Annotated in this window: 20 protein-coding genes; 5 read left to right on the top strand and 15 right to left on the bottom strand. The window is 66.2% G+C overall.

The genetic code is table 11. The features are described from left to right. Positions 1-436: 436 nt before the first annotated feature. Together ABIE08_RS23355 and catB are read left to right on the top strand one after the other, a co-directional pair. Positions 437-2512, top strand: coding sequence for a M23 family metallopeptidase (locus tag ABIE08_RS23355; RefSeq protein ID WP_354554518.1), 2076 nt, complete (start codon positions 437-439; stop codon positions 2510-2512). 279 nt (positions 2513-2791) lie between these two features. Continuing rightward, the gene (gene catB / locus ABIE08_RS23350) at positions 2792-3421 is read left to right on the top strand and encodes a type B chloramphenicol O-acetyltransferase (RefSeq protein ID WP_354554516.1); all 630 of its coding nucleotides are present in this window, start codon (positions 2792-2794) and stop codon (positions 3419-3421) included. A gap of 102 nt (positions 3422-3523) precedes the next feature. Here the strand turns inward: catB and clpB are convergent, their stop codons facing one another. The 6 genes from clpB to ABIE08_RS23320 all read right to left on the bottom strand — a co-directional run bounded on the left by clpB (position 3524) and on the right by ABIE08_RS23320 (position 13794). Next, positions 3524-6124, bottom strand: coding sequence for an ATP-dependent chaperone ClpB (gene clpB, locus ABIE08_RS23345; protein ID WP_354554514.1), 2601 nt, complete (start codon positions 6122-6124; stop codon positions 3524-3526). Between the two features lie 282 nt (positions 6125-6406). Further along, a complete protein-coding gene (locus ABIE08_RS23340) occupies positions 6407-7711 on the bottom strand; it encodes a DUF4167 domain-containing protein (RefSeq protein ID WP_354554512.1) in 1305 nt (434 codons plus the stop codon). Between the two features lie 447 nt (positions 7712-8158). Then, on the bottom strand, positions 8159-9037 hold the full coding sequence (prmC, locus tag ABIE08_RS23335; protein ID WP_354554510.1) for a peptide chain release factor N(5)-glutamine methyltransferase: 879 nt from the start codon (positions 9035-9037) through the stop codon (positions 8159-8161). Next, positions 9034-10104 (bottom strand): peptide chain release factor 1, encoded by a 1071-nt coding sequence (gene prfA, locus ABIE08_RS23330; RefSeq protein WP_354554508.1) that lies wholly within the window; start codon positions 10102-10104, stop codon positions 9034-9036. The genes prmC and prfA overlap by 4 nt, the downstream gene beginning before the upstream one ends. Positions 10105-10109: 5 nt before the next feature. After that, positions 10110-12377, bottom strand: coding sequence for a phosphoenolpyruvate--protein phosphotransferase (ptsP, locus tag ABIE08_RS23325; protein WP_354554506.1), 2268 nt, complete (start codon positions 12375-12377; stop codon positions 10110-10112). 163 nt (positions 12378-12540) lie between these two features. Continuing rightward, positions 12541-13794 (bottom strand): aspartate kinase, encoded by a 1254-nt coding sequence (locus ABIE08_RS23320; RefSeq protein ID WP_354554504.1) that lies wholly within the window; start codon positions 13792-13794, stop codon positions 12541-12543. 277 nt (positions 13795-14071) lie between these two features. Here ABIE08_RS23320 and ubiG point away from each other — a divergent pair, with 277 nt between their 5' ends. Next, positions 14072-14818 (top strand): bifunctional 2-polyprenyl-6-hydroxyphenol methylase/3-demethylubiquinol 3-O-methyltransferase UbiG, encoded by a 747-nt coding sequence (ubiG, locus tag ABIE08_RS23315; RefSeq protein WP_354554502.1) that lies wholly within the window; start codon positions 14072-14074, stop codon positions 14816-14818. Between the two features lie 98 nt (positions 14819-14916). On the opposite strand, the gene ABIE08_RS23310 is transcribed toward ubiG, so the two are convergent. From ABIE08_RS23310 to ABIE08_RS23295, 4 genes are read right to left on the bottom strand one after another with little or no spacing between them, the layout of a single operon-like run. Beyond that, positions 14917-15351, bottom strand: a complete 435-nt coding sequence (locus tag ABIE08_RS23310) for a DUF1178 family protein (protein WP_266334872.1) — start codon at positions 15349-15351, stop codon at positions 14917-14919. 16 nt (positions 15352-15367) lie between these two features. Further along, on the bottom strand, positions 15368-16219 hold the full coding sequence (locus ABIE08_RS23305; protein WP_354554500.1) for a carbon-nitrogen hydrolase family protein: 852 nt from the start codon (positions 16217-16219) through the stop codon (positions 15368-15370). A gap of 40 nt (positions 16220-16259) precedes the next feature. Continuing rightward, the gene (gene grxC / locus ABIE08_RS23300) at positions 16260-16517 is read right to left on the bottom strand and encodes a glutaredoxin 3 (protein ID WP_266334868.1); all 258 of its coding nucleotides are present in this window, start codon (positions 16515-16517) and stop codon (positions 16260-16262) included. 37 nt (positions 16518-16554) lie between these two features. After that, a complete protein-coding gene (locus tag ABIE08_RS23295) occupies positions 16555-17340 on the bottom strand; it encodes a ComF family protein (protein WP_354554498.1) in 786 nt (261 codons plus the stop codon). 86 nt (positions 17341-17426) lie between these two features. Between ABIE08_RS23295 and ABIE08_RS23290 the strand changes: the two genes are divergently transcribed. Continuing rightward, positions 17427-18290 (top strand): methyltransferase domain-containing protein, encoded by an 864-nt coding sequence (locus ABIE08_RS23290; RefSeq protein WP_354554496.1) that lies wholly within the window; start codon positions 17427-17429, stop codon positions 18288-18290. 6 nt (positions 18291-18296) lie between these two features. Here the strand turns inward: ABIE08_RS23290 and ABIE08_RS23285 are convergent, their stop codons facing one another. The 5 genes from ABIE08_RS23285 to ABIE08_RS23265 form a co-directional block, all read right to left on the bottom strand. Beyond that, on the bottom strand, positions 18297-18476 hold the full coding sequence (locus ABIE08_RS23285) for a Flp family type IVb pilin (protein ID WP_354554494.1): 180 nt from the start codon (positions 18474-18476) through the stop codon (positions 18297-18299). A gap of 89 nt (positions 18477-18565) precedes the next feature. Then, a complete protein-coding gene (gene mutT, locus ABIE08_RS23280; protein WP_354554492.1) occupies positions 18566-18970 on the bottom strand; it encodes an 8-oxo-dGTP diphosphatase MutT in 405 nt (134 codons plus the stop codon). A gap of 26 nt (positions 18971-18996) precedes the next feature. Beyond that, positions 18997-19740, bottom strand: coding sequence for a GNAT family N-acetyltransferase (locus tag ABIE08_RS23275; protein WP_354554490.1), 744 nt, complete (start codon positions 19738-19740; stop codon positions 18997-18999). A gap of 10 nt (positions 19741-19750) precedes the next feature. Further along, on the bottom strand, positions 19751-20983 hold the full coding sequence (gene argJ, locus ABIE08_RS23270) for a bifunctional glutamate N-acetyltransferase/amino-acid acetyltransferase ArgJ (RefSeq protein WP_354554488.1): 1233 nt from the start codon (positions 20981-20983) through the stop codon (positions 19751-19753). 162 nt (positions 20984-21145) lie between these two features. Next, the gene (locus ABIE08_RS23265) at positions 21146-22096 is read right to left on the bottom strand and encodes a peptidylprolyl isomerase (protein WP_354554486.1); all 951 of its coding nucleotides are present in this window, start codon (positions 22094-22096) and stop codon (positions 21146-21148) included. A gap of 266 nt (positions 22097-22362) precedes the next feature. Here ABIE08_RS23265 and secA point away from each other — a divergent pair, with 266 nt between their 5' ends. Continuing rightward, positions 22363-25089 (top strand): preprotein translocase subunit SecA, encoded by a 2727-nt coding sequence (secA, locus tag ABIE08_RS23260; RefSeq protein WP_354554484.1) that lies wholly within the window; start codon positions 22363-22365, stop codon positions 25087-25089. Positions 25090-25494: the final 405 nt, after the last annotated feature.

Here is a 25494-nt window from a genome sequence, read left to right as displayed (position 1 = left end):
CCTCTTCCCTCTTCCCTCTTCCCTCTTCCCTCTTCCCTCTTCCCTCTTCCCTCTTCCCTCTTCCCTCTTCCCTCTTCCCTCTTCCCTCTTCCCTCTTCCCTCGCCAAAGCCGGCGCCAGCCATATTGATGACACGAAAAGGGACGAGTTCAGGAGCCTGTCCTTTGCGGTGCTGCGTCGGTCGCGCGGCTACCGCGCATGGCCGTCCGGCAAGGCGCCATGCGGGATGGTCACAAGAGGCGACCGCTTCGTTGACTTGAGCCGCCGCGGACGGCAAGTTCCTTCGTCACGCGGGGCAGGCTCCAGGATCAGATGACAGGCGCTAGAAAAGCTGCCGGCGACGGGGAGAATACGAGACCGTGAAGGCATCGACGCGCGGCGGCGCGCCAGCAAGAGGAATGCACGGCGCGCGCATCGACCTCGGGCGGGAGCCGCCCTTGACGGTTGGCGACACGAGCGAGGGTGTTCCGCATCGGCGCAGCGTCAGCATTCGCTGGCTGACCGGCACCGTGCTCACGGGCTTCACCTCCACCATCCTGATGGGCGGCGCCCTGATGGCGGCGCTCGACGGGCGCCATCAATTGGCCTTCCCGCCGGAAGTTGGCCGCGCCATGCGCGCCTCGGAAGCGGGCGGCGACGTCCCCCTGTCCAATGGCTCCAAGGGCGACCGCATCCGTACCGCGCGCGAGCCGGCCTCGGATCGCCAGGTCGTCCAGGTCTCGACGGTCACCAAGCAGGGCGACCGCGATCTCATCAAGCTGAAGCCGTTCGCCCGCATCGCGACCTCGATCGCCACCACCATCACCGCCCTCAGCGACGACGTGCCGGCCTATGACCCGGCCAAGATCGTCGCCGGAGCGGCCGGCAGCCGCGGCGGCGACAAGGGCGGCGACAATCCGCCCGCTCCCACCGCCGCCGAGAAGCTCGGCGTCGTCGATGACGAAGGCGCGTCAGGGGACGGCGGCGATGACGGCCTGATCATCGACGGCAATGCCGACGGCGTCGCCGACGATACCAAGGGCGACGGCGCCAGCGTCGTCGCCGTGGGTGCCGAGCAGGAGCAAATCTACGGCGCCAATGTCGAGGGCGAGGTCTCGATCAAGGTCAGCGACTTCCCGATCGGCGAGGCACCGCAGCCGGAGGAGCCGAGCTTCAGCCCGGACGAGGCCGAACAGGTCGCGCGCGCCTCGATCCAGACGACCGTATCCAACGGCGTCCAGATCGCGGCGATGCCCTATGTCGACCCGGACCGCTTCTCCTTCGACGAAAGCGGCACCGATCCGTTCTCGGCGCTCGGCGTGCGCATCGTGCCGGAGAACGTCTCCTTCGTTTCCAAGACCGGCCCGGCGATCCCGTCCGACGAGCGCGTCGCCGTGGTCGAGAAGAAGGAAACGCTGGCCGAGATCCTCGACGAAAGCGGCGTCGCCCAGCCTGACGCCCAGAACATCCTCGCCGCCATGTCCAATCTCATGGACCTGTCGGACCTGCAGGCCGGGCAGAAGGTTCGCATCCTCTTCTCGGCGGAAGGCGAAACCCCGCGGCCGATGCGCGTGTCGATCTATGACGAAGGCTCGCACCAGGCGACCGTCGCGCGCCGCGATGACGACACCTTCGTACGCGCCGACGAGCCGGAGAGTTCGACCGACGAATTCGAGATGGCGGAGCCGGCCCCGGCCGACAACAGCCCGATGCCGCGCCTCTACCAGGCCGTCTATGAGACCGCGCTGGAGCAGAAGATCCCGGTGCCGCTGATCACCGAGCTGATCCACATCTTCTCCTACGACGTCGATTTCCAGTCGCGCGTCGCACCGGGGGATTCCCTCGAAGTCTTCCATTCGCTGCCGGAATCCGGCGGTGCCGAGGATGACGAGGAAATCCTCTACGCCGCCATCACGCTCGACGGCGCGACCAAGCGCTATTACCGCTACCGCTCGCCGGATGACGGCGTGGTCGACTATTTCGACGAGGAAGGCCGCAGCGCCAAGAAATTCCTGGTCCGGAAGCCGATGAATGGCGGCGTGCTGCGTTCGAATTTCGGCTACCGCAAGCACCCGATCCTTGGCTATACGCGCCTGCATCCGGGCGTCGACTGGGCCGCCCCGCGCGGCACGCCGATCCTGGCCGCCGGCAACGGCACGGTCGAGAAGGCCGGCTGGAGTTCGGGCTACGGCAACTTCACGCTGATCCAGCACACCAATGGCTATGAATCCGCCTATGGCCACCAGTCGGCGATCGCCAAGGGCATCCGTCCGGGCGTCAAGGTGCGGCAGGGCCAGGTCATCGGCTATGTCGGCTCGACCGGCCTGTCGACCGGCCCGCATCTGCATTACGAGGTCCGCATCAACAGCAAGCCGGTCGATCCGTTGCGCGTGCGCCTGCCGCGCGGCCGCGTTCTGCAGGGTGACGTGCTGCTGGCCTTCAAGCAGGAAAAGACCCGCATCGATACGCTGATCGGCATGCCGGCCAGTTCGAAGGTCGCCGCGATCAACGCCGAGGAAGAGGCAACCAACTAGGGCGCCTCGCAGACCAACGCCGTTTCGCCGCGAGGCGAAGAGCAGAAGACCGTTGGACAGCACCATCGTCGCGGCGATGGGCCTTCAACGCGGAGCCGGAACTAGTCCGGAGAAAGCTTGATGTTACCAGAAAGCGACAGATGACCGCGCTTGCCTGACTGCCGCATCTCGGATGCGGCAGTTGGCTTGTGCCGTCACCCGCCTCGCCCGAGGCGAATTTCTGTTTCTGGGGTGCCCGCTGCGACGCGTTTCGCAGGCGCACCGACATGGACAAGAACCATGAACTATTTCGAGAGCCCGTTTTTGGGCAAGCCGCTGACCGAGCAGGTCACCAACCCCAATATCCAGGTCGGCCGCTACAGCTACTATTCCGGCTATTATCACGGCCATTCCTTCGATGACTGCGCCCGCTATCTGATGCCCGACCGCACCGATGTCGATCGTCTCGTCATCGGCAGCTTCTGCTCGATCGGCACCGGGGCGTCCTTCATGATGGCCGGCAACCAGGGCCATCGGAACGACTGGGTCTCGACCTTCCCGTTTTTCTTCGTGCCCGAGGAGCCGGCATTCGCCGGTGCGATCAACGCCTACCAGCCCGCCGGCGACACGGTGATCGGCCATGACGTGTGGATCGGCGCCGAGGCGATGATCATGCCGGGCATCCGCATCGGCAATGGCGCGGTGATCGGCAGCCGGGCCCTGGTGACGAGGGATGTCGAGCCCTATGCGATCGTGGGCGGCAATCCTGCGCGCACGATCCGCAAGCGCTTCCCCGAAGAGACCATCGCCCTGCTGCAGGAAATGGCCTGGTGGGATTGGCCGATCGAGCGGATCCGCAACGCCATGCCCCTGCTCTGCTCGGGCGATATCGCAGCCCTTCACAGGCACTGGCAGGACCAGACCGGCTGAGCCGCTGCCGACAGCAAAAAGCCGCGCCGGATTTCTCCGGCGCGGCCTCTTTGCTGGGGAAGCGGACCCCGTCTTTGCAACAGGATCCGCGTCGGTTGCGGATCAGGCGGCCTGCGAGGCCGTCTCGCCGCGCGGCAGGAACAGGAGCCTGTCCGTGCCGGCCGTGATCTTGATCAGCGAGCCGTCGGCGATCTCGCCGGCCAGGATCTTGTCGGCCAGCGGATCCTGCACATAGCGCTGGATCACCCGCTTCAGCGGACGCGCGCCATAGGCGGGGTCGTAACCCTTCTCGGCCAGCCAGCTACGCGCCGTATCGTCCAGCTCCAGCGTCACCTTGCGCTCTTCGAGCAGCTTGGCGAGGCGGCCGAGCTGGATTTCGACGATCCGGCCCATCTCCGTTTTCTTCAGGCGATGGAACAGGATGATGTCGTCGAGACGGTTCAGGAACTCGGGCCGGAAATGCCCGCGCACCACCGCCATGACCTGCTCGCGCACGCCATCGACATCCTCGTCATCGCGCAGATGCGCCAGATAGTCGGAGCCGAGGTTCGACGTCATGATGATCAGCGTGTTCTTGAAATCGACCGTGCGACCCTGACCATCGGTCAGGCGGCCGTCATCGAGAACCTGCAGCAGCACGTTGAAGACGTCGGGATGCGCCTTCTCCACCTCGTCGAACAGCACGACCTGGTAAGGCCGACGCCGAACCGCCTCGGTCAGCGCCCCGCCCTCCTCATAGCCGACATAGCCCGGAGGGGCGCCGATCAGCCGGGCCACGGAGTGCTTCTCCATGAACTCGGACATGTCGATGCGGACCATCGCGGTCTCGTCGTCGAACAGGAAGGAGGCGACCGCCTTGGTCAGCTCCGTCTTGCCAACGCCGGTCGGGCCGAGGAAGAGGAACGAGCCGATCGGCCGGTTCGGATCCTGCAGACCGGCGCGCGCCCGGCGAACGGCGGTCGACACCGCATGCACGGCTTCGCCCTGACCGACAACGCGGCGGCCAAGCTCATCCTCCATGCGCAGCAGCTTCTCGCGCTCGCCCTGAAGCATGCGGTCGACCGGGATGCCGGTCCAGCGCGAGACGATCTGCGCGATGTGGTCGGGCGTCACCGCCTCTTCCATCATCGTGCTGGTCTGCGCCTTCTCGGCTTCGACGAGCTGGCGTTCCAGGGTCGGGATCGTGCCATAGGCAAGCTCGCCGGCCTTGGCCAGATCGCCGGTACGCTGCGCCTTGTCGAGGTCGCTGCGCGCCTGATCCAGCTGTTCCTTCAGCTTCTGCGCGACGTTCAGCTTCTGCTTTTCCGCCTGCCAGCGCTGGGTATAGGCCGCCGATTCCTCCTCGAGGTCCGTCAGCTCCTTCTCCAGCCGCTCGAGCCGGTCCTTCGAGGCCTGGTCGGTCTCCTTCTTCAGCGCTTCCCGCTCGATCTTGAGCTGGATGATGCGCCGATCGAGTTCATCGAGCGCTTCCGGCTTGGAATCGACCTGCATGCGCAGCCGCGCGGACGCCTCGTCGACCAGGTCGATCGCCTTGTCGGGCAGGAAACGGTCCGTGATGTAGCGGTTCGACAAAGTAGCGGCGGCGACCAGCGCGGAGTCAGTGATCCGCACGCCATGGTGCAGCTCATACTTCTCCTTGATGCCGCGCAGGATCGAAACCGTATCCTCGACCGTCGGCTCGCCGACGAAGATCGGCTGGAACCGCCGGGCGAGCGCCGCGTCCTTCTCGACATGCTTGCGGTATTCGTCGAGCGTGGTGGCGCCGACGCAATGCAGTTCACCGCGAGCGAGAGCCGGCTTCAGCAGGTTGGACGCATCCATCGCGCCATCCGCCTTGCCCGCGCCGACCAGCGTGTGCATCTCGTCGATGAACAGGATGATGCCGCCGGCAGCCGACGTGACTTCGGACAGCACAGCCTTCAGGCGCTCCTCGAACTCGCCGCGATATTTGGCGCCGGCGATCAGCGAGCCCATGTCGAGCGCGAGCAGGCGCTTGTCCTTCAGGCTCTCGGGCACGTCGCCATTGACGATCCGCAGCGCCAGGCCTTCGGCGATCGCCGTCTTGCCCACGCCCGGTTCGCCGATCAGCACCGGATTGTTCTTCGTCCGGCGCGACAGCACCTGGATGGTGCGGCGGATCTCGTCGTCCCGGCCGATGACCGGGTCGAGCTTGCCGTCGCGCGCCACCTGGGTGAGATCGCGGGCATATTTCTTCAGCGCGTCATACTGGCCCTCGGCGCCGGCCGTGTCGGCCGTGCGACCCTGGCGCAGGGCTTCGATCGCGCGGTTGAGGCCAACCGGCGTCACGCCGGCATCCTTAAGGATGTCGGCCGTCTTAGCGTCCTTCTCCAGCGCCAGAGCGAGCAGCAGCCGCTCGACGGTGACGAAGCTGTCGCCGGCCTTCTTGGCGAGGTCCGATGCCTGCTGGAAGACCTTGGCGAGCGGCGGTGCCAGATAAAGCTGGCCGGCGCCACCGCCGGAAACCTTCGGCATGGCTTCGAGCGCGCGCTCCGTCGCGGCGAGCGCCTGGCGGGAATTGCCGCCGGAACTGTCGATCAGGCCACCAGCCAGACCTTCCTCGTCGTCGAGCAGAACCTTGAGAAGATGTTCGGGCGTGAACTGCTGGTTGCCACGCGTCATCGCGAGCGTCTGCGCTGACTGAATAAAGCCCTGCGCGCGCTCGGAGTAATTATCAAAATTCATCGTCGCCTCCTGACCCGGTCCCATCGCCCCGAAGGCGCGCATGGGCCGCTCTGAATATGGACCTCAGTCCAGCGACAGCCAAGTTCCGGCCTGCCGCCAGTCCGGATATAGTGTTGCCCAATAGCAACAGGAAGGGGCGGGCCGCACAATTTTAGCGAGCCTGCCCTGGGCCTCACGACCAGCCGAAAGCCAATGTTTAGGCCCGCGCGGATCCCTGGACCGGAAACAAAAACGCCCGGGCGCGAGGCCCGGGCGTTTTCAAACTTTCTGCGGCAGGACGACCTATTCGTCGCCCGCCGGCTCGCCGGCCATTGCCGGCTCGGAGCCCGCCTCGTCTTCCGAGGTGCGAACCCGCGCCCGGGTGGTGCGACGGCGGCGCGGACGGAACTCTTCCTCATCGGTCGAGGCCGCACCTTCGATACCAAGATCGAGCGAGGGCGCTGCTTCGGCGGCAGCGGCGGATGCCGCCGCGGCCCGCTCGGCCTTCGCAGCGCTGCTGCGGGGCGCCCGGGTCGGACGCGGCGCTTCGGCCACAACGGCTTCGGCGACCGGCGCAACGACTGCCGGTTCGGCCTTCGCGACCTCGACGACTTCCGGCGTCACCGGTTCCGACGTAGCCGGCTCCGCGCGGATGGCTTCGGGCTTCGCCTGATCGGCCGCGGGATGGAACTGCGCTGCATCGACAACCGGCTGCGGCGCCGGCTCACCCGTCACGAAGCGGGGAAGCTGCGAACGCTCGTTGCGGTCGCCGCGATCCGAACGGTCGCGACGCTCGCCACGGTCCGCACGCGGCTGGCGGTCGGTCCTCTCCGGGCGATCCTGACGCTCGGGGCGATCCTGACGTTCCGGACGATCCTGACGCTCAGGGCGGTCCTGGCGTTCGGGACGATCCGCGCGCTGTTCCGTCCGCTCGGGACGGTCGCCGCGCGGCTCGTTGCGATCGGAGCGGTCGTTCCGCTCGGGGCGGTCCTGACGCTCTCCGCGATCCTGCCGGTCGGTTCGCGCCGGCCGCTCGTAACGCTCCTGGCGGTCCTGACGTTCGGGGCGATCCTGCTGGCGATCCCCGCCTTCGCGGGCCTCGTTCTGGGTGCCGCCGTTCTGGCCGTTGGCATAGGGCTGCCCGTCGGCCTGGGCGACGTTGCCGTCATTGTCACGCTGGGGCTGGCGATCGACCTGCTGGCCGCGTTCCTGATTGTGTGCCTGGCCGAAGCGTTCGCTGAAGCGATCGTCCTCTTCGTCGAGGCCTTCATCGTCCTGGTCGGAGCGATAGGACGGCTGCGGCTGCTGGGCGTTCTGCGGGTTCTGCGCCTGCGCCGCCGCGATGACGCGGAAATAATGCTCGGCGTGCTGCAGATAATTCTCGGCCATGACGCGGTCGCCGGACGACTGCGCGTCGCGCGCCAGCGTCACATACTTCTCCGCGATGTGGAGAGCGGTGCCACGGATTTTGACATCCGGACCGTTGCTCTCGAACGAGCGGGTCAGCGGATTGGGGCCTTTGCGGTTGTTGTTATTGTTGTTGCTATTGCTGTTGTTCCGCCCGCGCATCCGCTTGTTGTTATTGTTGTTCTGCTGTCCTTGTCTCATGAATTTTCTCTTCCGTGACCAACAAGGTCAACCAATCTCATCGACCGAAGCGAAACGCCGGCCGGACAAATCCGTCGATATCGGGCCGCATCGAGCCTCAGCCCGAAACGCCGGAACCGGCGAAGACGATCGTCACTCTTCCGCGGATCGGGCAGCCAAGTGTCCAGACATCGGACCTTGGGCAACCTGGCCACCGCCGGAGCGGGGCGTCCTGGGAATTCGTGTCGTACCAAGTAGAGATGACGCTCTAGGCACTGAAGCCCGGTCGATCTCCCCCGATCCGACCCTCACGGCCAATCTGGCCCTTACCGCGCCGCTCCCTCGCGAAGCCTAAGCTTCGACGTCAGGGAGACGCATCAATTCCATCTGCGGTGGCTCGGAAACTAGCTGTTTCGTGGCTGATTTCCAAGCGGATTATTCAATTTCAGGCGCCTGCGCGCTTTGGCATCAGGCTCCAGTCAATCGGTGCAGTTCTACCACCCGGTCATGGCCCGCGAGATCGCGATGGACCTCGACCGTGAGGCCGGATTCACCGGCCAGCGACGCGAGCGCCTGAGCCTGATCGTGGCCAATTTCAAAAAACGCCGCACCGCCGGGATGCATCACCCGGTCCAGATCCGCAAGGATCGCTCTGTATGCAACGAGACCGTCATCCCCCCCATCCAATGCCAGCATCGGATCGTGGTCTCTGACCTCCCGATCCAGGGTGGAGATGATTCCACTCTCTATATAGGGCGGATTTGAGACGATTACATCCACGGGCCCGGAACATGCCGACCAGGAGCCGCGAACGAACAGGCTGCGCTCGGCGAAACCCAGCCGCGCAGCGTTGTCGCGCGCCGCACGGGCCGCCTCTCCCGACAGATCGACGCCGAGGCCGATCGCACGGGGCAGTTCGCTGAGAAGGGCGATCAGGATCGCGCCCGTGCCGGTGCCGATATCGAGCAGGCGCAGCGGCTTGTCGCGGCCATGCGTCCGGTCGATCCAGGCCAGCGTCGCCTCGACCAGCGTCTCGGTGTCCGGGCGAGGCACCAGCGTCGCGTCGGCGAGATGGAAGCTCAGGCCCCAGAATTCCTTTTCGCCGAGAATGCGGGCGACGGGCTCGCCGGCCAGGCGGCGCTCGATCGCCGCGTCGATGGCATGACTCTCGGCTTGGGCAAGCTCCCGGTCATCGACGAGGATCAGACGGTCCGGCGCGATGCCAAGCGCGCCGGCGACCAGCAGACGCGCATCCAGCGCCGGCGTCGCATCGGGCCCGAGCCCGGCCGCCAGCCGCGCCGCCGCGGCGCGGCGCGCCGAAGCCAGCGTGGCGGCCGGAAGGCTCATGAATCGAGCGCGGCCAGAAGCCCCGCCTGATGCTCGGTGATCAGTGGCTCGATGATCTCGTCGAGCGCCTCGCCCGTGATCACCGCCTCGAGCTTGTAGAGCGTCAGATTGATGCGATGGTCGGTGACCCGGCCTTGCGGGAAGTTGTAGGTGCGGATGCGTTCGGAGCGATCGCCGGAACCGACCTGGCCCTTGCGGTCGGCGGCACGCTCGGACGAAAGCCGCTCGCGCTCCATGTCGAACAATCGGGCGCGCAGGATCTGCGTCGCCTGGGCGCGGTTCTGGTGCTGCGACCGACCGGCCACGACGATGACGGTGCCGGTCGGGATATGCGTGATGCGCACGGCCGTATCGGTCGTGTTGGCGTGCTGGCCGCCAGCCGACGATGCGCGCGTCGTGTCGATCTTGATGTCTTCCGGCCGGATGTCGATGTCGACATCCTCGGCCTCGGGCAGCACGGCCACCGTCGCAGCCGAGGTATGGATCCGGCCGCTCGCCTCAGTCGCCGGCACGCGCTGCACACGGTGGGCGCCGGATTCGAACTTCAGCCGGGCGAACACGCCCTTGCCGGTCACGTCGGCGATGATTTCCTTGTAGCCGCCGGCCTCGCCCTCGCTCTCCGAGAGGACCTGAATCCGCCAGCCATGCAGCGCGGCATAGCGCTGATACATGCGGAAGAGATCGCCCGCGAACAGGGCGGCCTCGTCGCCGCCGGTGCCGGCGCGAATTTCGAGGATGGCGCTCTTCTCGTCGGCCGCGTCGCGCGGCAGGAGCAGAACACGGATCTCCTGCGTCAGGGCTTCGATCTGCGCTTCGAGCGAATCCCGCTCTTCCTCGGCAAGCCCCGCCATCTCGGGATCGCCGGCGAGATCGTCCAGCGCTTCGCGTTCGGCCGCGGCCGCCTTTAGCCGGTGGACGGCCTCGACGATATCCTGCAGTTCCGATCGCTCCTTGGACAATTGCACCAGGGTCGCGCCGTCGCTGGTCGCGGCGAGCTTCTGGTCGATGACCTCGGCGCGGGCAACGAGATGATTGATCTTTTCCCAGGGAAGCCCGGGCGGCAGCAAGGAGGTCAGATCGGTATGCCTTCGGCTTCGACGAAGGCGGAAAGCGCCGCGCGGACGCCGTCCTCGCCATCGTCCAGGGCTAAGAGGGGATCAAGCACGGCCTTCAGCCGGCTCAAGTCAAGCGCCAGCAGGGTGGCCTTGACCGGACCGATCGAGGCGGCCGACATCGAGAGAGAGCGGAAGCCGATGCCCGCCAGCGCAACGGCGGCCAGCGGCCGGCTGGCGATTTCGCCGCACAAGGTCACCGGCGTCCCATGCCGATCCGCCGCCTCGACGATCCGACGCAGCGTGCGCAGGAAATGCCGCGACAGCGGGTCGAAACGGCTGGCGACACGCATGTTGCCGCGGTCGCTCGCCGTCATGTATTGCAGCAGGTCGTTGGAGCCGACCGAGACGAAATCGACGGCCTCCATCAGCGAATCGAGCTGGAACAGCAGGGCCGGCACCTCGACCATCGAGCCGAGCAGGATGCGCGACGGTTCCTCGTGGCCATGACGGCGCAGCTGCGCGACCTCGCGCTCGAGCAGGGCGCGGGCGCGACGGATCTCGCTCACCTCGGTGACCATCGGCAGCATGACGCGCAACTCGCGGCCGGCCGCCGCGTGCAACAGCGCCCGCAACTGCATGCGGAGCAGGCCCGGGCGATCCAGGCCAAGCCGGATCGCCCGCCAGCCAAGTGCCGGATTTTCTTCCGGCTGCATGCGCATGTAAGGCAGCACCTTGTCGCCGCCGATATCGAGCGTGCGGAAGGTGACAGGCCGATTGCCGCTGGCCTTGAGGACGGCGGCGTAGAGCGCCGTCTGCTCGTCCATGCGCGGCATGGTCGAGGCGACCATGAACTGGAGTTCGGTGCGGAACAGGCCGATGCCCTCGGCGCCGGCTTCCGAAAGATGCGGCAGGTCGACCAGCAGGCCGGCATTCATGTTCAGCGAAACGCGGTGGCCATCCAGCGTGACCGCCGGCTTGTTACGCAGCAGCCTGTACTGGGCCTGGCGCTTGGCGCGGAACTTGACCTTCTCGCCATAGGCCGCCTCGACATCGGCCGGCGGCCGCACATGCGCCTCGCCGATATCCGCGTCGAGAATGATGGGATCGCCATTCTCGACCAGCGAGACGATGTTGGCGGCGCGACCGATCGTGGCAATGCCGAGGGCACGGGCGACGATGGTGACGTGGCTGGTCGCCCCGCCCTCCTCCAGCACCAGTCCACGCACGCGGCTGCGGTCATAGTCGAGCAGTTCGGCGGCGCCCATGTTGCGCGCGACGATGATGCTGTCCTTGGGCAGCGTGCCGCCATCGGGACCATGCGACTTGCCCATCAACTCGCGCAACAGGCGGTTGGCCAGGTCGTCGAAATCGTGAAGCCGCTCGCGCAGATACGGATCGGTCTGGCGCTGCAGGCGGGCGCGCGTGTCGCTCTGAACCTTCTCGACGGCGGCTTCGGCCGAAAGCCCGTTCTGGATCGCCTCGTCCATGCGGCGCACCCAGCCGCGATCATAGGCGAACATGCGATAGGCTTCGAGGATGTCGCGATGCTCGCCGGCCGGCGCGATATCGTCGCGCGAGAGCATGTCGTCGACGGAGAGACGCAGATTGGCGATCGACTGCTCAAGCCGCTGGCTCTCCTTGTCCGTGTCCTCGGCGATCAGCTGGGTCACGACGACGCGCGGCTCGTGCAGCACGACATGGCCGAGCGCGATGCCGTCCGAGAGCGGCGTGCCCTTCAGCGACAACGGGCGCTTGACGTCGAGCGAGGTTCCGGGCCGCGCCAGGCCCTGCAGCTCGCCGACCGCGATCATCTCGGCCAGAACCATCGCGGTGGTCTGGAGCGCCTCGACTTCCTCGTCGTGATAGGTGCGGTGGGCGCGGTTCTGCACGACGAGGACGCCGAGCGTACGGCCGGCGCGCAGGATCGGCACGCCGAGGAACGCGTTGTAGATCTCTTCGCCCGTCTCCGGCAGGTAGGCGAAAGCCGGATGGCTCTGCGCGTCCTGCAGATTGAGCGGGCGCGCCTCGGAGGCGATCAGGCCGACAAGGCCCTGCCCGACACGCAGGCCCGCATGGTGGACGGCCGACCGGTTCAGGCCTTCGGTGGCGTAGAGCTCGAGCACGTCATCGGCGCGCAGGACATAAACCGAGCACACCTCGGCCACCATGTTGGCCGCGATCTGGGCTACGATCTTGTCGAGCCGGTCTTGCGCGCTGATCGGCTCCGCCATGATTTCGCGCAGGCGACGGAGCAGGACGCGCGGCCCGGCGAGTGACCCCCGCATGGTCCGCCTTCCGCAATTTGAGAGCTTTGACGGGTTCCGACCATCGAAATCCGTCTCGGGAAGCCGGCCGATTCGGCCGGTTCCCCGCATGCTTCCTACCTAGTCGTGGCACGAGTTAGGCAGAAGGTACAATGCTGTTTCGTCGGGTCGGAAAGCCTGTTGATCAGGCGGCGTCCAGCCCGTAGAGCGAATGCAGCGTCCGTACGGCCAGCTCGGTATAGGCCGCGTCAATCAGGATCGAAATCTTGATTTCCGACGTCGTGATCGCGCGGATGTTGATGCCCTTGCCGGCGAGCGCCTTGAAGGCGGACGCCGCAACGCCGGCATGGCTTCGCATGCCGATGCCGATCACCGAAACCTTGGTCAGGTCGCGCGAACCCTGCACGCTGGTATAGCCGATCGAATCGCGCGCCTCGGCCAGCACCTTCCAGGCCCGGTCGAAATCGGTATTCGGCACGGTGAAGGTCATGTCGGTGGTCGTGCCGTCTTCCGAGACGTTCTGCACGATCATGTCGACATTGATGTTGGCTTCGGCCAGCGGCACGAACACCGCGGCGGCGACGCCGGGTTTGTCGGCGACTTCGCGCAGCGAGATCTGAGCCTCGTCCTTGGCATAGGCGATGCCGGTAACAACCTGCTTTTCCACGATCTCGTCCTCGTCGCAAATGAGGGTGCCTGGGGGATTGTTGGGATCGGCGAGGCCCGGATCTTCCGGATCGACGAAGCTGGACCGCACGAAGGTCCGCACACCATGCACCATAGCCAGTTCGACGGAGCGTACCTGCAGCACCTTCGCGCCCAGCGACGCCATCTCGAGCATTTCTTCATGCGAGACGCGGTCGAGGCGCTTGGCCTTCGGTACCATCCGGGGATCGGTCGTGTAGACGCCGTCGACGTCCGTATAGATATCGCAGCGATCCGCCTTGATCGCGGCGGCGATCGCCACCGCGCTCGTGTCGGAACCGCCGCGGCCGAGCGTGGCGATGCGATTGTCCGGGCCGAGGCCCTGGAAACCCGCAACCACGGCGACCTGGCCCTGCTCCAGCCGCTCGATCAGCTTCGAGCCGTCAATGTCGACGATGCGTGCGGCGCCATGGGCGCCATCGGTGCGGATCGGGATCTGCCAGCCCTGCCAGGAGCGGGCGTTGATGCCCATTTCCTGCAGCGCGATCGCCAGGAGGCCGGAGGTCACCTGCTCGCCGGAAGCGACAACGGCGTCATATTCGCGCGCATCGTGCATCGGCGCCGCGGCCCGCGTCCAGCTGACGAGTTCGTTGGTCTTGCCGGACATCGCCGAAACCACGACGGCGACCTGGAAGCCGGCGTCGACTTCGCGTTTGACGTGACGAGCCACAATGCGGATGCGATCGATATCGGCGACGGAGGTTCCGCCGAACTTCATCACCAGCCGGGCCATCAGCAACCTTTGAAGGGCAGTTTCCGCAGAAGCTGCGGAAGAGATTGAAGGATCTCCGGTCAACCAGAACAACCGGACGGGCGCCTTCATAGCGGCTTCGGCAGGAAGCCGCAACGGCGACGGCGCGCGGGCTGCACCAAGCTCTGGGGATGCGGTGGCGCGGCGCGAAAATCGGCCGATCGACGCGCCGGATCCTGCCCCGACACGGGGATGCGGCGACCGCCTGCCTTGACTTCACTCGCCGCCACGACGACGTTCGCCCGAGAAGGAGCCGCCCATGTCAGCCGCCGAGCACAGCACTACCGTCGACCAGGACGAAATCGCGCATTTTTCGGCGATCGCCGGCGAGTGGTGGGCGCCCAACGGCAAGTTCGCGCCGCTGCATCGGCTGAACCCGATCCGGATCGGCTTCATCAAGGACGAGGCCGCGCGGCTGTTCGGCCGCGACGTGCGGGACCCCAAGGCCCTGCAGGGCCTGCGCGTGCTGGATATCGGCTGCGGCGGCGGGCTGTTGTCGGAGCCGATGGCGCGGCTCGGCGCGACGGTTGTCGGAGCCGATGCCTCGGAAACCAATATCGGCGTCGCGTCGCTGCATGCGCGCGAGGTCGGCCTCGACATCGACTACCGGGCGACGACCGCCGAGGCGCTGTCGCAGGCCGGCGAGCGATTCGACATCGTGCTCGCCATGGAGATCGTCGAGCATGTCGCCGACCTGCCGCTCTTCATCCGCGAGACGTCGGCCATGGTGAAGCCGGGCGGGCTGATGGTGCTTTCGACCATCAACCGCACGCCAAAGGCCTGGGCGCTGGCGATCGTGGGAGCCGAGTATATTCTGGGATGGCTGCCGCGCGGCACGCACAGCTATGAGAAGCTCGTGCGCCCTTCGGAACTCGCGTCTGCGCTGCGGGAAAACGGCCTCGATCTTTCGACCGAGACCGGCGTCGTGTTCAACCCGCTTCGCAACCAGTGGAAGACTTCGTCCGACATGGACGTCAACTACATGCTAGCGGCCGTCCGCCGCTAGAGCGTTTTCGAGCGAAGCGGGTACCGGTTCGCGTGAAGAAAACGCGATTCCACAAGGAGTTAGAGCGTTGCGCCGTTTCAGAGAAGCGGTGAAAGGCTCTAGTTGCCGTCTTCCGGCAGGACCGGCAGGGGCAGGAACTCAATCCCCTCGTCGATCAGCGAGCGCGCCTCTTCCGGCGAGGCCTCGCCATAGATGCCGCGCGCCTCGACCTCTTCGTAGTGGATCTTGCGCGCTTCCTCGGCGAACTTGGCCCCGACATAGTCGGCGTTTTCCGTCACATGCGCGCGCAGCTTGCGCATCATCTCGACCATAGCCGCCTGGCGCGGGTCCGGCGCGGCGACCTTCACGGCCGCCGCCTCTCGCTTGCGCGCCGTCGAAACGGACGGCGCCATCAAGGCCTTCACGACATCGCTGGTGCCGCATTCCGGGCAGGTCACGGCCTTCGCCTTGGCGGCCTTGTCAAAGGCCGCCGCGTCGCGAAACCAGCTTTCGAAGTCGTGTCCGCCCGTACAGACGAGATTGTATCGGATCATGACATCTATATGGGGATCAGTTCACGAAGCTGCCAACCTGGGGCATCTCGGGCAGCGCAAAATCGCGCGCATTGGCGAGCGCCGGAATGGCCTGGCGCGCCGAGGCGGAAAAGGCCGGATCGATCTCGGCGATGATGAAGCCGGGCTGGTCATCGGCCTCCGCCAGGATCTTGCCCCAGGGATCGACGATCATGCTGTGGCCATAGGTGTCGCGGCCGTCTTCATGATGGCCGGCCTGCGCCGCCGCCACGACATAGGAGCCGGTCTCGATCGCCCGCGAGCGCAGCAGCACGTGCCAATGCGCCTCGCCGGTCTTCTTGGTGAAGGCGGCGGGTACGGCCAGCACGGCGGCGCCGGCCTTGGCCAGCGTCCGGTGCAGGGCCGGGAAGCGGACATCGTAGCAGATCGTCAGGCCGATCTTGGTCCAGGGCAGGTCGGCGACGATGGCGGTATCGCCGGCGCGATAGGTCGCGGATTCGCGATAGCTTTCGCCGCCGGAAAGATCGACATCGAACATGTGGATCTTGTCATAGCGGCCGATGACGGCGCCATTCGGCGCGATCAGGAAAGAGCGGTTGGCGATGTGATCGTCGGCAAGCTTGATCGCCATCGAGCCGATATGGAGATGAATGCCCAGTTCGCGCGCGATCTCGCGGAACCGCTGCAGCGACGTGTCGATCTCTTCCGGGCCGATCGCCGCGAGCAGCGCTTCCTTGTCGCGGTCGAGGATGGTCGTCATTTCCGGGGTCAGCACATAGCCGGCCCCGGCTGCCGCCGCCGCCCGGATCAGAGCCTCGGCATCGTCGACATTCGCCGCCACCGAACGCCCGCTGCGCATCTGGACGCAAGCCGCTTTGAAGCTCGTCATCGGCTCTCTCCTTGATTGAATAAAATGAAAGCGGCGCCCGTCAGGACGCCAGAAGCAGATCCAGGCGGCCCTGCCCCTCGAGATCGTGCAGGTCGTCGCAGCCCCCAACATGCGTCCCGCCGATGAAAATCTGCGGGAACGTTGCGCGCCCCTTGGCGCGCTCGATCATTTCCTGGCGGAGTTCCGGCTTTCCGGTGGCGTCGAATTCGACATAGGCAACGCCTTTCTTGTCCAGAAGGCGCTTGGCGGACGAACAATATCCGCAGGCCTGCCGGGTGTAGATGATCACTTCGGCCATGTTCAATCCTGATGATTGGGAGCCGCCTATATAGGCTTCAGCCCAGCCCTTCGACAACCCGTGCGAAGACGACGACGTCGACGCCGGCCGCGCCGCCGCGCAGAAGCGCCCGCGTCACGGCCTTCGCCGTCGCCCCGGTGGTGTAGACATCATCGACGAGAAGCACATGCCGGCCGGCGAGCTTCGCCCTGGCCTCCGTCGATACGCGAAAGGCGCCCTGGACGTTGGCCGCGCGCTCGCTTGCCTTCAGCCCCACCTGCCGGCGCGTCGGCTTGATCCTGTCGACGAGGTCCGGGAAATGCGGCCTTTCCAGCCGTCTCGCGATCTCCGCCGCGATCATCGCCGACTGGTTGAAGCGGCGCTGCCAGAGCCGGCGCGGATGCAGCGGCACCGGCACGACGATCTGCGCCTCGCCGGCGATGTCGCCCGCTGCCCGCACCATCATCGCGCCGATCGAGCGGGCTAGTTCGACATGGTCATGATATTTGAGCCCCTGCACGATCCGGCCCGACAATTCGTCATAGACGGCGACGGCGCGCAGCCGGTGGAAGGGCGGCGGATCGGCGATCGCCTCGGCGGAAAGTGCCTCCGGGCCGATGTCGTATCCGAAGGGAATCGCGAGCCGCTGGCAGAAGGGCCGCTCGATCAGCCGCAATCGGTCCCAGCAGGTCGCGCACAGCGCACCGCTCTCTGCCACCGGCCGGTTGCACGCCATGCAGGCCGGCGGCAGCGCCAGATTGATGACGAACCGCCCTGCCGCCCCGAGCCGTGCCCGAAACGGCTCCAGCCATGTCGATTTTTCGACCGCCGCGCCCGCTCGCATGCCGTAGCGTAATGCAGAACGGCTTTGACCGGAAGAGCCGCCAGTCCCATAACGGCCGCCACCACCCCCGTCAGGAAGGCTGTGCCATGGCCGGCGCCCCCATTCTCTTCGATCGCAACCTGCTCGACCTGCGTCGCGCGCGCGCCGAGCGGCTCGCCGTTTCCGGCAGCGATTTCCTGCTCGCCCGCACGATCGAAGACCTGATGGACCGCCTGTCGACGGTGAACCGCCACTTCGAGCAGGCAGCCGATATCGGGGATCTCTCGCCCGCCCTCGCGGCGGCGCTCGCCGCCAACGGCCAGGGCGGCGACGTGCGACGGGTCCGGCTGGACGCGAATGAAGGCTTGCCGCTGGAGCCGGGTTCGGTCGACCTCGCGGTCAGCGCGCTGTCCTTCCAGTGGGTCAACGACCTGCCGGGCCTGCTCGCGCAGATCAAGCGGGCGCTGAAGCCGGACGGGCTGCTGCTGGCAGCCCTTGTCGGGGGCGACACGCTGCATGAGCTGCGCGCCGTTCTGACCGAGGCCGAAAGCGACATTCGCGGCGGCGCCGCGCCGCGCGTCGCGCCCTTTGCCGATGTGCGCGACATCGGCGCGCTGCTGCAGCGCGCCGGCTTTGCCCTGCCGGTGACCGACACCGACCGGCTCATCGTCCGCTATGACAGCCTGTTCCATCTGATGCGCGATCTGCGCGCCATGGGAGCGACTAACGCGCTCGTCGCGCGCGACCCGCGCCCGCTGACGCGGCCGATCCTGGCGCGCGCCGCCGCGCTCTATGCGGAGCGCTACGCCGACGCCGATGGCCGCGTCCGCGCCACCTTCGAGCTGATCGCGCTGTCGGGATGGGCGCCGCATGAGAGCCAGCAGAAGCCGCTCAAGCCAGGCTCGGCCAAGGTGCGGCTTGCCGATGCGCTGGAGGCGGCGCGCAAGGAGAGGGAGCAGTCGTCGGAGTAATAGGCGTCAGGATTGCACGGCCAGCGCGACCACACGCTCATAGAGCGAGAGGATGCCGCCGCCGGTGAAAATGACAGCTGCCAGCGCCAAAACGATGACGCCGATGATCAGGCCGTATTCGATGGCGATCGGGCCCCGGCGCGAGCGCAGGAAGCGGATAAGGGAGGGACCAGCGGCGGCGCTCATCGACATGCCTTGCCTGGACAGCCACGGAATTCCGCTATCCATTCGGCGTCACGACACGCGACGCCTTCAGGCCAGACCCTCGCCCAAACTCATAAAAGCTCGATTAACGGCGCGATCAAAGGCTCGTCCGCCGGCGGCATCGGATAATCGCGGAGCTGCTTGGCGCGCACCCATTTGAGCGCCTGCCCTTCCAGGCTGCGCGGAAATCCGGTCCAGCGCCGGCAGACATAGAGCGGCATCAGCAGGTGGAAATCGTCATAGCTGTGGCTGGCGAAGGTAAGCGGCGCGAGGCACGCGGTCTTGGTCTCGACGCCCAGCTCCTCGCGCAGTTCGCGGATCAGGGCGTCTTCCGGCGTCTCGCCGGCATCGACCTTGCCGCCTGGAAATTCCCACAGTCCCGCCAGCGCTTTGCCCTCGGGGCGCTGCGCGATCAGGATGCGATTGTCGGCATCGACCAGCGCACAGGCGACCACGAGAAGAAGGCGGCGTGTCATCAAAACCTCGCGGGAAGCAGAAGGGCTCAGGCGGGACTGCGGTAGTGGTAGCGATATTGCTCGACGAAGCCGAGCGACTCGTAGAGCCGGATCGCCGGGTCGTTGTCGGAGGTCACCTGGATCGCGGCCGCCCGGGCGCCGTTCTCCGTCGTCCAGCGCAACGCCGCCCGCATCACCATGGCACCATAGCCCTGGCGGCGCTTCGTCCTGTCGGTGACGACATTCAGATAGATGCCGATCCCGCCCGCATTGACGGCGAGCGCCGCCGCGGCCGGCGTCCCGTCCGGCGCATAGGCGACGACGCCACGCGCTTCCGGCGCGATCAGCCCGAGCAGGATCTTCAGCGTTTCCACGGTCTTGCCCGTCGACTGGCTCAAGGTCGACTGCGCCCGATACCAGCGCGGATCGGTCGGATTGAAGAACCGGACGTCGCCGGCCGGCTCGAAGGCACAATCCGCAAGCGACATGGCAAGAACCCGGCTCTCCTCATAGGTGGACCAGCCGGCGCGGTCGAGGGCATCCAGCACCCGGCCGCCGGCCAGCGGCGTCACGCGGAAGACCGGCGCGATGCCATGGCGCAGCGAGAGCGCGGCCAGGTAGTCGATCCGCCGCTCGGCATCCTCGTCATCTTCCGGATCGAGGCTCTGGAACGAATTTGAGCGCTTCGAATAGCCATGCGCGAAACGCCAGAGCCAGGCTCCGTCATGCACGGTACCGACCGCAGGCCAGGCGGAAAGGCATGCGGATTCGATACCCAGGATGGACGGCAAGATGGTCACCTCAGCTGCGGTAGTCGCCATTGATGGCGACATATTCCTTGGTCAGGTCGCAGGTCCACACGGTGGCCTTGCCCTCGCCCAGGCCGATCTCGGCCGTGATGACGATTTCCTGGTTCTTCATGTAGGCCGAGGCGACGGCTTCCGAATAGGACGGATCGCGCTCGCCCTCGAAGGCGACGCGGGTTTCGCCGAAGGAGATCGACAGCCTGTCGCGGTCGGCCGGTTCGCCGGCCTTGCCGACGGCCATGACGACGCGTCCCCAATTGGCGTCCTCGCCGGCCGCCGCCGTCTTGACCAGCGGCGAATTGGCGATCGACAGCGCGATGCGCTTGGCCGAGGCGTTGGAAACGGCGCCGACGACCCGGACCTCGATCAGCTTGCGCGCGCCCTCGCCGTCGCGCGCCACCTGGGTGGCGAGGTCGAGCAGCACCTCATCCAGCGCCCGGGCGAAATCCGCCAGGCGCGGATCGGCGGAATCGGTAATGGTTTCCGCGCCTTGCGCCTTGCCGGTAGCGAACAGAAGCAGCGTGTCGGAGGTCGAGGTGTCGCTGTCGACGGTCACGGAATTGAAGCTGCCGTCGACACCCCTGGACAGCAGCGCCTGAAGCACCGGCGCGGCGATGGCGGCATCCGTGGCGACGAAGGAAAGCATTGTGGCCATGTCGGGCGCGATCATGCCGGCGCCCTTGGCGATGCCGTTGATCGTCACCGTGGCGGCGCCAAGCTTGACGGTGCGGGTCGCGCCCTTCGGGAAGGTGTCGGTGGTCATGATGGCGCGGGCGGCGTCGACCCAGGGGCCGGCGGCGGCGCGCGATGCCGCATCCGGCAGGACCGCGGCGAATTTCTGGGCGTCGAGCGGTTCGCCGATCACGCCGGTCGAGGCGAGAAACACCTCATTCGGGCGGCAATCCGCGACCTTGGCCGCCAGTTCGCCCTGCAAACTCGTGGTTTCGCGGCCCTTCTTGCCGGTGAAGGCATTGGCATTGCCGGAATTGACCAGCAGCGCCCGCGCCGTGCCGCCCTTCAGCGATTCCCGGCACCAGTCGACCGGCGCCGACGGGCACTTGGACTGGGTGAAGACACCGGCCACCGTCGTGCCCTCGACAAACAGCGCGAGGAAAACGTCGAGGCGGTTCTTGTACTTGATGCCGGCCTCGGCGGTCGCGAAGGTCACGCCTTCGATCGGCGGCATCTCGGGGAAGGGAACGGCGAGCGGGGAGACGGCAGTGGACATGATGCCTCGGCGGGTTCGGGCAAAAGAGGCCATCCCTCTGCCCGAACCGCCTGTCACGCGCAAGCCGTTTCGGATCGGGGAAGGAAGGAAGCGGCAATCCTGAAATGCAAAAGGGCCGGACTGATGTCCGGCCCTTCCGTTAGCAATCCGTTAACCCTGCGCTTACTGCGCGGGCTGCGACGGAGCGGCCTTCAGGGTCGGGTCGACGATCTCGACCTTGCTGTCCTTGCGCAGGCCGGCGACGGTGTCGACGAAGGTGTCGCGCAGCACGAGCTGGCGGACCTGATCCTTGACCTGGTCGAAGGTCGGCAGCGGCTGCTTGCGCTTCTCGACCGACTTGATGACGTGGTAGCCATACTGGGTCTTGACCGGCTTCTCGGTGTACTTGCCGGGCTCGAGGGCGAAGGCCGCTTCCTCGAATTCCTTGATCATCTTGCCCTTGGTGAAGAAGCCGAGATCGCCGCCCATCTTGGCGGAACCGGGATCCTTCGACTTCTCGGCCGCGAGCTTGGCGAAATCGCCGCCCTTGTCGAGTTCGGCGATGATCGACTTGGCCTCGTCCTCGGTCTCGACCAGGATGTGCTGGGCGTGGACTTCCTCTTCCGGCACGATCTTGGCGATCTCGGTCTCGTAGCGCTTCTTGACCGCTTCATCGGTCACGGCGAGGTCGACCTTGGCGCGGAAGAACTCGTTGCGCAGCGCGCGGGCGCGCAGCAGAGCGAGACGGCGCTGGAATTCCTCGGACTTGTCGAGGCCGTCCTTTTCGGCGGCGCCCGCCATCAGGCGCAGGTCGATCAGCACGTCGAGGATGGCCTTGCGGCGCTGGTCGGGCGCAACCTTGGCGAGTTCCTCGGCGAAATCATCGCCGGCCAGGGTGAGATCGGCCTCGGTGATCGGCTGGCCGTTGACGGTCGCCAGAACGGTCTTCGGATCGGCAGGCGCGGCGGCGGGGGCAGCCGCGGGCGCGGGGGCGTCCTGCGCGACAACCGGTGCCGCCAGCGCCATCAGGCCGAGCACGGCCAGAGCAGGCCCGCGCAAGGCCGTAAGGGAAGATGAGACACGAGACATCATGGACTTGTCCTGTTCCTTTACGGAGAGAGAAGTGAAGAGCATTGCGTGTTCCTCACGATCAAGTGCGTGGATCTGCTGCAATTCCGGCATTTTGCGGGCATGACGCCGCCGGTCGTCCACGTTGACAACCCTTGTGCCCCCTCTTATCTGTCTCGGAACTCGGCGTCCAGAACGCTGTGACGTGTGAGGTGACGGCGCGCCTAACGGTTTCCGGCCTTCGTCGCAGCCGATGCGATCGCGCCGACAACAAGAACCCGGCGCCCCCTCGCCTCTCCGGGGCGGCCCGGACCCAACATCAAGGATGACCCATGGTCGGTCTCGGTTCGCTTGCGCGCAAATTTTTCGGCTCGGCCAATGACCGCCGCGTCAAGGGCTACCGGCCCGTGGTCGCGCAGATCAATGCGCTGGAAGACGAGCTGTCGAAGCTCACCGACGACCAGCTCCGCGCCCGCACCGAACAGTTCAAGCGCGAGATTGCCGGCGGCAAGTCCGTCAACGACCTGCTGGTTCCCGCCTTCGCCACCGTCCGCGAGGGCGCCAAGCGCGCGCTCGGCATGCGTCATTTCGACGTCCAGATGATCGGCGGCATGGTGCTGAACGATGGCGCCATCTCGGAGATGAAGACCGGCGAAGGCAAGACCCTTGTCGCGACGCTTCCGGTGTACCTGAACGCACTCAGCGGCAAGGGCGTGCACGTCGTCACCGTCAACGATTACCTCGCCTCGCGCGACGCCGAATGGATGGGCCGGCTCTACCGCTTCCTCGGCCTGTCGGTCGGCGTCATCGTACATGGCCTTGACGACGACCAGCGCCGCGCGGCGTATGCCTGCGACATCACCTACGGCACCAACAACGAGTACGGCTTCGACTATCTGCGCGATAACATGAAGTACGAGCTCGGCCAGATGGTCCAGCGCCCGCATCATTATGCGATCGTCGACGAAGTCGACTCGATCCTGATCGACGAGGCGCGCACCCCGCTGATCATCTCCGGCCCGCTCGACGACCGCTCGGAGCTCTACACCACGATCGACGCCTTCATTCCGGCGCTCTCGCCGGAAGATTACGAGATCGACGAAAAGCAGCGCACCGCCAACTTCACCGAGGCCGGCAACGAGAAGCTCGAGCAGCTCCTGACCGAAGCGGGCCTGCTGAAGGGCGAGTCGCTCTACGACGTCGAGAACGTCACCGTCGTGCACCACATCAACCAGGGCCTGCGCGCGCACCGTCTGTTCCAGCGCGACAAGGACTACATCGTCAAGGATGACGAAGTCGTCATCATCGACGAGTTCACCGGCCGCATGATGCCGGGCCGCCGCTATTCGGAAGGCCTGCACCAGGCGCTGGAGGCGAAGGAACACGTCAAGATCCAGCCGGAAAACCAGACGCTGGCCTCGATCACCTTCCAGAACTATTTCCGCATGTACGAGAAGCTGGCCGGCATGACCGGTACGGCGCAGACGGAAGCGGCCGAGTTCATGGACATTTACGGTCTCGAGGTCCTCGAGATCCCGACCAACGTCCCCGTCTCGCGTATCGATGATGACGACGAGGTCTACCGGACTGCCAACGAGAAGTACAAGGCGATCATCCGCGTCATCAAGGATTGCAGCCAGCGCGGCCAGCCGGTCCTCGTCGGCACGACCTCGATCGAGAAGTCGGAACTGCTGTCGGAGCTCCTGAAGAAGGAGAAGGTCCCGCACCAGGTGCTGAACGCCCGCTATCATGAGCAGGAAGCCTATATCGTCGCCCAGGCCGGCGTGCCCGGCGCGGTGACGATCGCCACCAACATGGCCGGCCGCGGTACAGACATCAAACTCGGCGGCAACCTCGAAATGCGCATCGAGCGCGAACTGGGCGACGTCCAGGACGAGGCCGAGCGCAATCGCCGCATCGAGGAGATCAAGGCCGAGATCGCCGTCCTCAAGGACAAGGCGCTGGCCGCCGGCGGTCTCTACGTCATCGGCACCGAGCGGCATGAAAGCCGCCGCATCGACAACCAGCTGCGCGGCCGTTCCGGCCGTCAGGGCGACCCGGGCCATTCGCACTTCTTCCTGTCGCTGCAGGACGATCTGATGCGCATCTTCGGCTCGGAGCGCATGGACGGCATGCTGCAGAAGCTGGGGCTGAAGGAAGACGAGGCGATCGTCCATCCCTGGATCAACCGGGCTCTGGAAAAGGCGCAGCAGAAGGTCGAGGCGCGCAACTTCGACATCCGCAAGAACCTGCTGAAATACGACGACGTCATGAACGACCAGCGCAAGGTCATCTTCGACCAGCGCATCGAGCTGATGGCCGAGGAAGACGTTGCCTCCACCGTCGACGACATGCGCCAGGAAGTGATCGCCAATCTGGTCGCCAAGCATATCCCGGAAAAGGCCTATCCCGAGCAGTGGGACGCCAAGGGCCTGCACGAGGCGCTGCTGACGGCGGTCAATCTCGACCTGCCGATCGAGGCCTGGGCGGCCGAAGAAGGCATTGCCGACGCGGAAGTGCTGGAACGCGTGCAGAAGGCCGGCGACGAAGCCGCCGCCTCGCGCACCGAGCGCTTCTCGCCGACCGTAATGCGCCAGGTTGAAAAGGCCGTCCTGCTGCAGACGCTCGACCATCTCTGGCGCGAGCATCTGGTCACGCTGGACCATCTGCGCCAGGTCATCGGCTTCCGCGGCTACGCGCAGCGCGATCCGCTGAACGAATACAAGACCGAGGCCTTCGAGCTGTTCGAGGCAATGCTGCAGAACCTGCGCGAGGCCGTCACGGCGCAGATGATGCGCGTCGAGATCATGCAGTCGCCGCCGCTGGCGCCGGATGACATGGACATGGACAGCCTCCAGGCCATGCATCTCGACCCGCTTTCCGGCGAGAACGAGTTCGACGACACGCCGCTGCTCGAGAATGCGGACGCGGCCGCCGGCTTCGCGGCGCTCGGCGTCGACCCGAACGACCCGTCGACTTGGAGCCGCCTCCAGCGCAACGCCCCCTGCCCCTGCGGCTCGGGCAAGAAGTTCAAGCACTGCCACGGCAAGCTGGCCTAAGGCTGGTTCGATATTTTTGGAAAAAGCCCGGCATGGCGACATGCCGGGCTTTTTTTTGTGTCTGGCACGGCTCGGCCGTGATTCCGGGCGGAGACCGGGGTGCCCGTTAGCCGGAAACTCGCGCCCGAAACGCCCTGTTCCTTGGCTGCATGGATTCCTGCTTTCGCAGGAATGACGGCGAGGGTGAGGTGATGGCGGAGCCAGATATTCCGGACCCGCCGCTGTCATCGTGCGCGAGCCCGACGCCCCCACCGGCGTCATCCCGGGCGGAGACCCGGGATCCATTCAGCCGAAGCCTTCAAGCAAGACCCTCACCCCACCCTCTCCCGCAAGCGGGCGAGGGCCTTCGGCCGGCGTGGTGGCGACGTCGAGACCGGACGCGATGAGGCCCCTCTCCCGCCTGCG

It is taken from the genome of Kaistia defluvii, from assembly GCF_040548815.1.
Lineage (GTDB): Bacteria > Pseudomonadota > Alphaproteobacteria > Rhizobiales > Kaistiaceae > Kaistia > Kaistia defluvii_A.
The sequence above is the reverse complement of the archived record's forward strand: the minus strand, read 5'-3'. Positions and strand labels throughout refer to the sequence as shown.

Bases quoted from the DNA above. Each gene is read 5' to 3' on its own strand.
- prmC (WP_354554510.1), bottom strand. From the start codon at position 9,037: ATGAGCCTTCCGGCCGCCACGCTGGCTTCGGCGCGCCGCGCCGCGGCG.
- ABIE08_RS23285 (WP_354554494.1), bottom strand. From the start codon at position 18,476: ATGAGCGCCGCCGCTGGTCCCTCCCTTATCCGCTTCCTGCGCTCGCGC.
- argJ (WP_354554488.1), bottom strand. From the start codon at position 20,983: ATGTCCACTGCCGTCTCCCCGCTCGCCGTTCCCTTCCCCGAGATGCCG.
- mutT (WP_354554492.1), bottom strand. From the start codon at position 18,970: ATGACACGCCGCCTTCTTCTCGTGGTCGCCTGTGCGCTGGTCGATGCC.
- ubiG (WP_354554502.1), top strand. From the start codon at position 14,072: ATGTCAGCCGCCGAGCACAGCACTACCGTCGACCAGGACGAAATCGCG.
- clpB (WP_354554514.1), bottom strand. From the start codon at position 6,124: ATGAATTTTGATAATTACTCCGAGCGCGCGCAGGGCTTTATTCAGTCA.
- grxC (WP_266334868.1), bottom strand. From the start codon at position 16,517: ATGGCCGAAGTGATCATCTACACCCGGCAGGCCTGCGGATATTGTTCG.
- ABIE08_RS23295 (WP_354554498.1), bottom strand. From the start codon at position 17,340: ATGCGAGCGGGCGCGGCGGTCGAAAAATCGACATGGCTGGAGCCGTTT.
- ABIE08_RS23290 (WP_354554496.1), top strand. From the start codon at position 17,427: ATGGCCGGCGCCCCCATTCTCTTCGATCGCAACCTGCTCGACCTGCGT.
- ABIE08_RS23320 (WP_354554504.1), bottom strand. From the start codon at position 13,794: ATGGCCCGGCTGGTGATGAAGTTCGGCGGAACCTCCGTCGCCGATATC.
- catB (WP_354554516.1), top strand. From the start codon at position 2,792: ATGAACTATTTCGAGAGCCCGTTTTTGGGCAAGCCGCTGACCGAGCAG.
- secA (WP_354554484.1), top strand. From the start codon at position 22,363: ATGGTCGGTCTCGGTTCGCTTGCGCGCAAATTTTTCGGCTCGGCCAAT.
- ptsP (WP_354554506.1), bottom strand. From the start codon at position 12,377: ATGCGGGGGTCACTCGCCGGGCCGCGCGTCCTGCTCCGTCGCCTGCGC.
- ABIE08_RS23265 (WP_354554486.1), bottom strand. From the start codon at position 22,096: ATGCTCTTCACTTCTCTCTCCGTAAAGGAACAGGACAAGTCCATGATG.
- ABIE08_RS23310 (WP_266334872.1), bottom strand. From the start codon at position 15,351: ATGATCCGATACAATCTCGTCTGTACGGGCGGACACGACTTCGAAAGC.
- ABIE08_RS23340 (WP_354554512.1), bottom strand. From the start codon at position 7,711: ATGAGACAAGGACAGCAGAACAACAATAACAACAAGCGGATGCGCGGG.
- ABIE08_RS23305 (WP_354554500.1), bottom strand. From the start codon at position 16,219: ATGACGAGCTTCAAAGCGGCTTGCGTCCAGATGCGCAGCGGGCGTTCG.